The organism is Protofrankia sp. CiP1_Cm_nod1 (assembly GCF_920888515.1).
GTDB lineage: Bacteria > Actinomycetota > Actinomycetes > Frankiales > Frankiaceae > Protofrankia.
Window position 1 is genome coordinate 1 of the sequence record NZ_CAKKTM010000380.1, and the last position, 9,361, is coordinate 9,361.

At 70.1% G+C, this 9,361-nt stretch carries 8 protein-coding genes and 1 pseudogene; 2 read left to right on the forward strand and 7 right to left on the reverse strand.

Annotation, left to right across the window (positions count from 1 at the left end; translation table 11 throughout):
* Positions 1-437 precede the first annotated feature (437 nt).
* Positions 438-1,277, reverse strand: a complete 840-nt coding sequence (locus NBX02_RS16965) for a hypothetical protein (RefSeq protein WP_250286102.1) — start codon at positions 1,275-1,277, stop codon at positions 438-440.
* Positions 1,278-1,639: 362 nt separating this feature from the next.
* On the opposite strand from NBX02_RS16965, the gene NBX02_RS16970 reads away from it, so the two are divergent.
* Positions 1,640-2,002 carry a response regulator transcription factor gene (locus NBX02_RS16970; protein ID WP_250286101.1) on the forward strand — a complete coding sequence of 121 codons (363 nt, stop codon included), beginning with the start codon at positions 1,640-1,642 and terminating at the stop codon, positions 2,000-2,002.
* A 44-nt stretch (positions 2,003-2,046) separates the two neighbouring features.
* On the opposite strand, the gene NBX02_RS16975 is transcribed toward NBX02_RS16970, so the two are convergent.
* From NBX02_RS16975 to NBX02_RS23295, 3 genes are all read right to left on the reverse strand, one after another.
* On the reverse strand, positions 2,047-2,826 hold the full coding sequence (locus NBX02_RS16975) for a response regulator transcription factor (protein WP_250292144.1): 780 nt from the start codon (positions 2,824-2,826) through the stop codon (positions 2,047-2,049).
* Positions 2,823-4,574, reverse strand: coding sequence for an ATP-binding protein (locus NBX02_RS16980; RefSeq protein ID WP_250292148.1), 1,752 nt, complete (start codon positions 4,572-4,574; stop codon positions 2,823-2,825). The genes NBX02_RS16975 and NBX02_RS16980 overlap by 4 nt, the downstream gene beginning before the upstream one ends.
* 155 nt (positions 4,575-4,729) lie before the next feature.
* A complete protein-coding gene (locus tag NBX02_RS23295; protein ID WP_445548495.1) occupies positions 4,730-5,065 on the reverse strand; it encodes a transposase family protein in 336 nt (111 codons plus the stop codon).
* On the opposite strand from NBX02_RS23295, the gene NBX02_RS16985 reads away from it, so the two are divergent.
* Positions 4,965-5,471 carry a hypothetical protein gene (locus tag NBX02_RS16985; protein WP_250286099.1) on the forward strand — a complete coding sequence of 169 codons (507 nt, stop codon included), beginning with the start codon at positions 4,965-4,967 and terminating at the stop codon, positions 5,469-5,471. The genes NBX02_RS23295 and NBX02_RS16985 overlap by 101 nt on opposite strands.
* 455 nt (positions 5,472-5,926) lie before the next feature.
* Here the strand turns inward: NBX02_RS16985 and NBX02_RS16990 are convergent, their stop codons facing one another.
* The 3 genes and pseudogenes from NBX02_RS16990 to NBX02_RS17000 all read right to left on the reverse strand — a co-directional run.
* Entirely contained in the window at positions 5,927-8,389 is a 2,463-nt protein-coding gene (locus tag NBX02_RS16990; protein WP_250286098.1) for an arylsulfatase, read from the reverse strand.
* Positions 8,390-8,503: 114 nt separating this feature from the next.
* Entirely contained in the window at positions 8,504-8,869 is a 366-nt protein-coding gene (locus NBX02_RS16995) for a 4Fe-4S dicluster domain-containing protein (RefSeq protein WP_250286097.1), read from the reverse strand.
* Positions 8,866-9,361, reverse strand: a pseudogene (locus NBX02_RS17000) (pyridine nucleotide-disulfide oxidoreductase); the annotation flags it as partial. The pseudogene NBX02_RS17000 and the gene NBX02_RS16995, both read right to left, overlap by 4 nt.

A 9,361-nucleotide genomic window follows, 5' to 3' on the forward strand; every position in this document is an offset into this window, starting at 1 on the left:
TCCTATACCACGCTCAACAATGAGGGCATCGAAGTTGTACGGCGAAATAGACGATGGTTTTTCCCCCTGGGACAGGATAGTCTCCGTCGAAACCGTGGTCTACAACCATAACCCTACAATCGTGATCCGTTCCACGGCGACCGAGGGAGTTCCATCACGATTTCCCTCCTCGACGATCCCTCCCCACTACGACCCATCCGAAGACGTCATCTCCATAATCTCCCTGCCATTTGTCCGTGGATCATGGCGAGATGTAGACTCCGCGCTGCGCAGTTTCGCAGGAACTTCCTGGCGAGGAGGTCCGCTTCCATCTCGCGGCAAGGCGTTTCTTGGCGAATTTGTACAAGCACGGCACGCCTCAGCAAGGACACCCTTCGTGACGCGGAGCATCCCGGACACACCGCGCCGCGCTGAACCCGAGTATTCGGAACGACGCTTCAGCCGGTGTTCAAGGGCGTCGGCTGAGCGGGATTCGCCAGGTGGGCAAGGCTCTTGCACATGAGATCCGAGGATCCGATCCACATGACCGTGAAACGATCGCCGTTGCTTTTTCTGCTGACGGCGTCGGCGCAGAAGGCAGGGTCGGGCTCGCGCTTCTCGCCGCGGAATCCGAATCCGCCGGTCGGGAACGGCACTCTCTTCAGCAGCCAGCAGGCCGCGCCGTCGACCAGCGCGTCGAGATCCCCACGGACGACCGCGACCATACCAAGTGACCAGTGCCAGTCGTCATGCTGGTACACCTTGATCGCCAGATGGTCGGTCTCGTAGGCGCAGTCCACCACGTCGTTGGCTGCGTTCACCCTTTTGATGAACTGCTCAAGCCCGCCACGGAACTGCGCGAACTCCCCCGCGCGTCCCCTGGGAATGAAACCGATCATCTGATCGGCGAGACCCGCGATGCTGACGCATGGATTCTGATTGATCACGCTGACCGCGTCCGCCGACGGAAACCTGGGAAGCTGGGATTTCGTGAGCGGCCCGGGCGTGGGGCAGACCGGCCCTTTCGGCTTCCGGTCCTGCCCGTTCTGCCGGTCCTGCCCGTTCTGCTGAATCTGCCCGTTCTGTTGGGTCGGCCCGCCGCTCGGCCGCGAACCACCGCTGCCCCCCATATCGTCCAGACAGCCCGTGGCAAGCAGGGACAGCGCCAGGAAACCGGCCAGCGCATGCCTGGGAAGAAGCGCCGGGAGACGGACGACGAAACGCGGGATCGACAGTGCCTCCCGCGCCCTCGTCCGCCGGTACGAAAATCTCCGACAACGCCGGCCGACCGTGCGCATCACGTCTCATCCCCCACAACATGTCATGACTGACTGGCGGCGCTTCCTGATCGGTGCCGCCGCCGTTTCGAGGCCCTGCCACGATCGTCAGATCGATCCTCACGGGCATCGGGCGCGGGAACATCCGTGCCAACACTGAAAACCGAAGGCCGTCAGCCCGGATGGTTGGGCACGGCGGTTCGGCCACGCGGCGGTTCGGCCACGCGGCGGTTCGGCCACGCGGCGGTTCGGCCACGCGACGATTCGGCCAGGCGGGTGCTCGCCGGCCAGCGTGGGTGGCGGGTGAGGCCAGCCCGGATGACGCCCTCCGGTTCAGGGCTGGCACGGACGTGGGGACGCGGTCGTGGTGGGATCGTCGGTCGGTGGCGTCCACTGTTCTGATTGTCGACGATCTTGTGGATTTCCGGGCGGTCGCTCGCGTGATGCTGGAGGCCGGTGGATACCGGGTCGTCGGGGAGGCGGGGACCGGAGCCGACGGGCTGGGCGAGGCGGCCCGACTGGGGCCGGACATCGTGCTGCTCGACGTGCGCCTGCCCGACATCGACGGGTTCGCGGTCTGCCGCGAGCTCCGTACGAGGATGCCGACGGTCAAGGTGGTGCTGTGTTCGGCCCGGGACGCCACCGACTACGGCAGCCGCATCACCGACTGCGGGGCATGTGGCTTCCTGCTCAAGTCCGAGCTGTCGTCGACGGCGCTCACCCGCCTGGTCACCGGCTGCCGGTGACGCCGTGCCCACCTGTCTGGCGGCATGGTTGCCTGACCGGCCAGTCATGATCTTCGGGTGGCGGTCGTGCCGGTGGCCTGGAGATAGGTGATGACGGCGAGGACGCGACGGTGGTCGTCGGGCTGCGGCTGCAGACCGAGCCGGGTGAAAATGCTGCGTACATGGGACTCGACCGTCCTGGGAGTGAGGACGAGCTGGTCGCTGATGGAGCGATTGGAACGCCCCTCGGCCATCAGGGCGAGCACTTCACGTTCACGGTCGGTCAGCGTGTCGAGCGGGCCACGTCGGTGCCGGCCGCCGACCAGCAGCGCCGCCACGTCGGGGTCGAGGGCGCAGCCGCCGGCCGCGACCCGGCGGACCGCGTCCAGGAAGACCGCCGTCCCGGCGACCCGTTCCTTGAGCAGGTAGCCGATGCTCCCGGCGCCCGCGCCGAACAGGGCCGGCAGATAGTGGGACTCCAGGTACTGAGAGAGCAGCAGGACGCCGACGTCGGGGTGATCCCGGCGGATGGCGACAGCCGCCTCGAGCCCTTCGAGATGGTGGGTGGGAGGCATGCGGATGTCGACCACCGCGATGTCGGGCCGCAGCGCGGCGATCGCGCCATGCAGACCGGCCGGATCGGCGACCTGCGCGACGACGTCGCATCCGTGACCGCGGAGCAGCTCGGCGACAACCTCCCGCAGAAACACCGCGTCGTCGGCGAGCACCACCCGTAATCCCGCGGACCGGCCTGGCGAGGACGGCGAGGACGGCGAGGACGGCGAGGACGGCGAGGACGGCGAGGACGGCGAGGACGGCGAGGACGGCGAGGACAAGGGTTTCATCGCGGGTCATCCGTGGGGAGAAACGCGCGGACGACGGTGCCGTGACCTGCCGGGCTGTGCACGGTCAGCGTGCCGTCGAGCGCCGCGAGCCGGTCGCGCAGGCCGAGCAGGCCCGTCCCGGCCGTTCCCGCCGTTCCCGCTGTCCCGGCCGTGATGTCGGCACCTCCGATTCCGTTGTCGGTGACCTCGACGCGCAGCCGGCCGTCGGCGTGTTCGACGTCGATCCGGACCTGGTCGGCGTGGGCGTACTTGAGGGTGTTGGTCAACGCCTCGGCCGCCACGAAATAGCCGGTCGCCTCCACGGCGGGGGCCAGCCGCGGCACGGCGGCCGCCGTCAGCCGCACGTCGAGCGGAGCCTGCTCGGCCAGCGCCCGCAGCGCGGGGACCAGGCCGGCTTCGGTGAGAATGGCGGGGTGGATGCCGCGGGCGAGCGCCCGCAGTTCCTCCATGGCCCTGTCGAGCCCGTCGGCACTGCGCGCGAGCAGCGCCGTGGTCTGCTCGTCGACGGTGCCGTCGAGGCGTTCCTGGAGCAGACGCAGCAACAGCCGCGCGACGACGAGCCGTTGCTGCGCGCCGTCGTGCAGGTCACGTTCGAGGCGGCGCCGTTCGGCGTCGGCCGCGGCGACGATCCGCACGCGCGAGGCCCGGACCTCGGTGAGCTGGGCGTTCACCTCGGCGGCCAGCCGCTGGTTGTCCAGTGCCAGCCCGGCCGCGGCGGCCACGGCGTCGAGATGGTGCGGGTCCTCCCGCAGCGCCGGGTCGTGGAACAGCGCCGCGACCCGCCGTCCGTCACGCTCCACCGGCCACACGGCACGCTGTGAGTCGTCCTCCGGAAGCCGCAGCCGCTGGCCGTCCCCGTCGATGAACGTGCCGGACTCCGGCCGCCAGTAGCCGATCCGCAGCGAGGGATCGCCCAACGACCTCGCCAGGAGTCCTTGCAGGTCGGCGGCTGACAGCGGCTCGTGTAACCGTCCCAGCAGGTCCCCCACGGCGGTGCGCCCCAGCCGGACCCGCAGGACCCCCGCGAGAAACGCCAGCGGCAGCAGGCAGAACGCCACCCAGTAGACCCACAGGAACGCCGAGTACAGCGGATGACCCGTCGAACCCACAACCCCGCCGGCCACCGTGGCGGCAGCCCCCACCAGGCCGGTGACGAAGACCGGTGCGAGCACCCACCGCAGCGGCCGGCTGGCCGTCGCCCAGCGGCGGACGAGCAGCACCAGCACACCCACGGCGATCGCCGCGCCGATCGTCTCCTCGATCCGGTTCGCTGCCTGAGCCAACTGGATGTTGTCGGCGACGAGCAGCAGGTTCGGGACGGAATCAGGCAGCTGGCGGGTGTCGTAGAACAGGGCTGCCGCCGAGGGAAGCCCGAAAGCCGTGGCATACGCGGCCGCGACAAGCAGCCGCTGTACCCGTGAGGTCAGGCGTCCGCTCGGGAAGGCCAGCAGCAGATGCGCGGCGAACCCGCTCGACGCCCGGACCAGCAGCAGTCCGGCGGTGCTTATCGCCGGGGTGCGCGACACCTGCAGATCCTCGGCGAAGAAACCGGCGCCGACCAGGACCATCAGCAGCCCTACCCGGTTCGCCGGCCGCCGGGTATGCGCCACCGCCCCGGCGGCGAGGAACAGGAAACCGCCGGTGGCCCCCAGCACCATGCCCGCGGCGGGATTCGAGCCGTCCCGCACCTTGAACACCAGCCCGGCCACCCCGAGCAGCACCCCGAGCCCGACCGCGAGATACACCACCAACGTTGGCGTCAGCAGAGCACGGAAAGACAGCGGACGAGGCACAAAAGCCCGTCCTGCCACCCCCTCGATTCTCACAGAGTGATCGTCACAGCGCCCTCCGCGACTGTCAACGACATTACCGCGACATCACCGTCGACGACCGCCACAGTCGATCACTGTGTCTCCACCCCAGTAGCCCTGACGAGGGCCGTAACCAAGCACGGCGCACTGGGCCAAGGTGCCAGGATGCCACCGAAGCTGGGACTACAGGGCGCGTGGCTGCCGATCTCACGGAAGCCGGTGGCGCCCGCAAACGTGGCGATGACCGTGACGGCGAGCACGAAACGCAGCTCGTAGATCTTCCCGCGCGGTTTCCGGAAATCCGCTACCTGGCCCAGCGCGGAAAGAATGCTGCCGACGTCTTCCTCGTCGGCTGGCGCCGGCGTTCTCGACGGGGCGGCGGCGGTCTGGCATGGCAGCTTCGGGGCACTGAACTGGCTTCCCGACATCAGCCGCTGGGCGTCGGTGGTCGCTGAACTACTGGCTCCCGCTGGGTGCCTGTACCTCGCGGAGTTCCATCCCTTCAGCTTCGTCCTCGACGACGAGACCGGAGGCACGGTCACGCACGACTACTTCGATGAAGGTCCGGAAGCCTCGGGAGGCCCCGGCACCTACGCCGACGAGGCGGCAATGACCGAGCACAACGAGACCGTCGAGTGGCGGCACAGTCTGTCGACCGTTGTCTCGGCGATCGCCGGGGCTGGGCTACGGATCCAGTTCCTCCACGAACACGACCACACCTTCTACCTCCAACGCCAGTCACTTGAGCGCCACGACGGCGACATCTACCGGCATCCTGAGGGCGCTCCGCGCATCTCCCTCACCTATTCGATCCGCGCCGAGAAGGCTTGCTGAAGCCACACCACGCGTCGCCCCACCCTGTCGGGCGCCGCTGCTCCGCGCCCCACCGCGCCCACCGACCGGCCCGAAAAGGTGGGAAATCGTTCTGCCGCGCGAAAGCTTTGGCTGGTCCGCCCGACCACAGCCCTCGGACTGAAAAGCTCACCGGCCGGGCCAGCCTTCAAACCGGCGCAGCCGAAGATTTCAGCGAGCCTTTCCCGGTAACGAACCGTTGCACTCGGTGATCGATCGTTGTCTGTGACGGTCGGGCGGGAATGTGGAGCCGGTGGACGACCGGTAGATGTCAAGTCAGATGTGACAGTTGGTCGTTGTTCGGTTGGCTTGGAACTGGCTGGTTGATCCACACGGTCTTGGGCAGGCTGGGTGGCCGTGGCCGGCGGGCGAACCGCTCGGGGCGCGCGGCGCGGCCCCAGGCCGCGGCTGCCTGGGCCGGGAGCAGATAAGAGGGGCTACTCGAAGGTGGCGGCGGCTTCGCGGAGGGTGCGGATCAGAGTTTCGGGGTCGTCGGGGGCGGGCGGTCCCGGAATGTAGGTCACCGATTTCAGGCGGCCGGTGTAGCGGAAGCTGCGGTGGCGTTCGTGGACGGGCCAGGAGACCGGGGACCTGCGGTCCACGCCGACGCTGATCCCCTGGAGCGGGGCCATGCCGATGAGCTGGTGCACCTCGGCCAGCAGGCCGGTTTCGGTGCCGTCGACGAGGATCCGCCACTGCCAGCGCAGGCCGGGGATGGCCTGGGCGCGGACGCGGACGGTGCGCCGGCCGGCGGGCAGCGGCCCGGCGTCGGCCTCGTGCAGCACGCCGTACTCGTTGTACGCGAAGCGCAGCCGCCCGTCCTCCACGTACACGCTGTAACCGCCGCCCTGGTCGCCGTGCGAGACCAGGACTCCTTCGTCGCCGGCGGCATGCTCGTCCAGTTCGATGATGATGTCGAAGGAGCGGAAGGTGATGAGCTTGGCGGAGCGGTAGCGCTCCAGCTCGGGGGTGCCGGCCAGCAGGGTCACCGGCCGCCGCAGCCGCTCCTCCGCGGGGTTGCGGATGACCAGCGCGCCACTGCCGTCGGCGAGCGGGAAGACGCCGTTGCGCCAGGCCGCGTTCTCCCAGGCCGCGGCCAGTTCCTTGACCACGTCGGGGTGCGCGGCGGACAGGTCGACGATCTCGGTCGGGTCCCGCGTCACGTCGTAGAGCGCCCATTCGCCGTCGTCGTACGGAGCACCGGGGCGGTGCTGCGTGACCAGCTTCCAGCCGTCCCGGTAGTAGCTGCGGTTGCCGATCATCTCGCAGTACTGCTCGTGGTGGGTGCCGGGCGCGGCCGGATCCGCGAGGACGGCGGCGAAGCTGACCCCGTCGAGCTCCTGGACCGGCTGCCCGCGGCGCCGCGCCGGCCGGGCCACCCCGGCCAGTTCGAGCAGCGTCGGGGTGATGTCGGTGACGTACTGGTACTGGGTACGAATGCCGGCGTCGCCGGCAGGTGGCCGAACGCCGGGGTCCCCGGCAGGTGGCCGAACGCCGGGGTCCCCGGCAGGTGTCCGAATGCCGGCGTCGCCGGCGGGTGCGCGCAGGCCGGCCGGCCAGGACAGGATGAACGGCACCCGCACCCCGCCGGCGTAGGTCTGGCCCTTGTACAGCCGGAACGGCGTGTTGGAGGCCATCCCCCAGCCGCGCGGGTAGTGCACCAGGCTGCGCGGGCCGCCGATGAGGTCGGGGTCGCGCTCGACGTCGGGGTCCCAGTCGGCGGGCAGGTCCGGATGCTGGACGAAACGCTTGAAGTAGCTGCGGGTGCCCTCCGCGCCGCCCTCGCCCGTGCCTCCGTTGTCGGAGGTGAAGATGACGATCGTGTTGTCCAGGTCGCCGAGCGCGGCGAGGGTGTCCAGCAGCCGTCCGAGATTCTGGTCGATGTTGTCGACCATGGCGGCGTAGACCTCCATGTACCGGGCGTACAGCCGCTGCTGTTCCGGGGTGAGCTCCGCCCAGGGGCCCACCTCGTGTCCGGCCTCGAAGTTGCGCCGCGGCAGCCGGGTGTCGGCGGGGAAGATGCCGGCCGCGCGCTGCCGGTCGAAACGGGCCTCCCGCAGCGCGTCCCAGCCGCCGTCGTAGCGGCCCCGGTAACGCTGGACGTCCTCGGGCTTGGCCTGCAACGGACCGTGCACGGCGTTGTGCGCGACGTAGAGGAAGAACGGCTTGTCGGCGTCGTGCGCCCGCAGCGACGTCACCATCGAGATCGCCTGGTCGGTGATGTCGTCGGTGTAGTAGTAGCCGTCGGGCAGCTCGTCGATGTCCAGCGGGCTGTTGTCCCGTACCAGCTGGTGCGGGTGGAACAGGCTGGTGAGCCCTTCCAGCACGCCGTAGTACTGGTCGAAGCCCTTCCGCAGCGGCCAGTTGCGCCGGTCGTCGGCCGCGTTGGACGCCGAGTCGCGCGCCAGGTGCCACTTGCCGACCGCGTAGGTGGCGTATCCGGCGTCGTGCAGCAGCTCGGCCAGGGTGGGGATGTCGTCGGCGATCTCCATCCCGTAGCCGGGGAATCCGGGGTCGGCGTTGGCCACCATGGCGTATCCGACGCGGTGCGGGTTCAGGCCGGTCAGCAGGGCTGCCCTGGCCGGCGAGCACAGCGGCATGGTGTGGTAGTTGGTCAGCCGCACACCCTGTGCGGCGAGCCGGTCCAGGGCCGGCGTGGCGATCTCGGCGCCGAACGGGCCGATGTCGCTGTACCCCATGTCGTCGACGAGCACCACGACGATGTTGGGTGCGCGCCCGTCCGGGCGGACGCGGGACGGCCACGCCGGCTCCGACTCGCCGAAGGTGCGCCCGATCCGGCCGCCGAACCCGGCGTACGGGTCGCGCCGCGTGCCGGCGGGAGCGGGACGCGGGACGGGCCGGGGCCCGGTTCCGGGCTCGGGCTCGCGGGACGTCGACATGTGCTTGTTCCCTGCCTTGTCGCTGCTCGGATCGGGCCTGTCACTACTTGGAGCAGGCTTGTCACTGCTCGGATCGGGTGTCCTCGTTCGGTCTTCGCGGAGGTCCCGCCTGTCTCACCGGCCGGATGCCTCCGGCGCCGGGCGGAAGCGCGCGGTGAAGACGTGGGTGCGGTCCAGCAGGCTGCCGGGCCGGCGGCCGTGGCCCCAGCCGAGCCAGCGCCGGTACTCCCCGAACCGGTCGTGGGCTTCGAGGAACGCCTCGTCCCGCAGCGGTGACCCGGCCGGCGCCGGGCCCGCCAGCGGAGCCACGAACAGCGCGTCGGCCGGGCAGTAGGCCTCGCACATGAAACAGGTCTGGCATGCGGACTGCCGGGCTATCACCGGATGGCCGCCGTCGACCGCGTCGAAGACGTTGGTGGGGCACACCTCGACACAGATGTCGCAGTCGACGCACCTGCTGTCGCTGACCACCTCGATCACAGGACCGGCACCTCCTCGGGACGGCGAACGCCGGGAACGGCGCCGGGAACAGGGACAGCGGCGGCACTTCCGGCGACGGTGGTTCCGGCGACGATGCTCTCGGCGGCCGTCCACACCTGGTCGAGGCCGCCGACGCGGATGCGGTGGGCCAGGGCCGGGTCGGTCCCTGGCCGGTCCAGGCGGACCTGCAGCCCGCGGCTTTCCGGCCGGGACAGCGCGCCGCGGTACATCCACCGGGCGTGCGCGAGCATCGCCGCGGCCTCCCGGGTGGGGGTGATGCTGTGGGCGTCGCCGTCCGGTGCGAGCCCGTTGACGACGGCCGACCACAGTGAGTCGAGAACGGCCAGCGACTCGCGCAGGTCCGCCGCCGTCCTGAACCTGTTGTGCCGCAGCGGCAGCACCCGCTCCTGGACGGCGGCCACCACCTCCTCGTGCCGCAGGTCGCCGCGGCCCGCCCGGGCGCGCAGCCCCGCGCCGCCGGCGGGGGTGAGG

Coding starts and splice junctions, on each gene's coding strand:
- NBX02_RS16965 (WP_250286102.1), bottom strand. CDS start 1,277: ATGCGCACGGTCGGCCGGCGTTGTCGGAGATTTTCGTACCGGCGGACG.
- NBX02_RS16975 (WP_250292144.1), bottom strand. CDS start 2,826: ATGAAACCCTTGTCCTCGCCGTCCTCGCCGTCCTCGCCGTCCTCGCCG.
- NBX02_RS16985 (WP_250286099.1), top strand. CDS start 4,965: ATGCTGCCGACGTCTTCCTCGTCGGCTGGCGCCGGCGTTCTCGACGGG.
- NBX02_RS23295 (WP_445548495.1), bottom strand. CDS start 5,065: ATGTCGGGAAGCCAGTTCAGTGCCCCGAAGCTGCCATGCCAGACCGCC.
- NBX02_RS16990 (WP_250286098.1), bottom strand. CDS start 8,389: ATGTCGACGTCCCGCGAGCCCGAGCCCGGAACCGGGCCCCGGCCCGTC.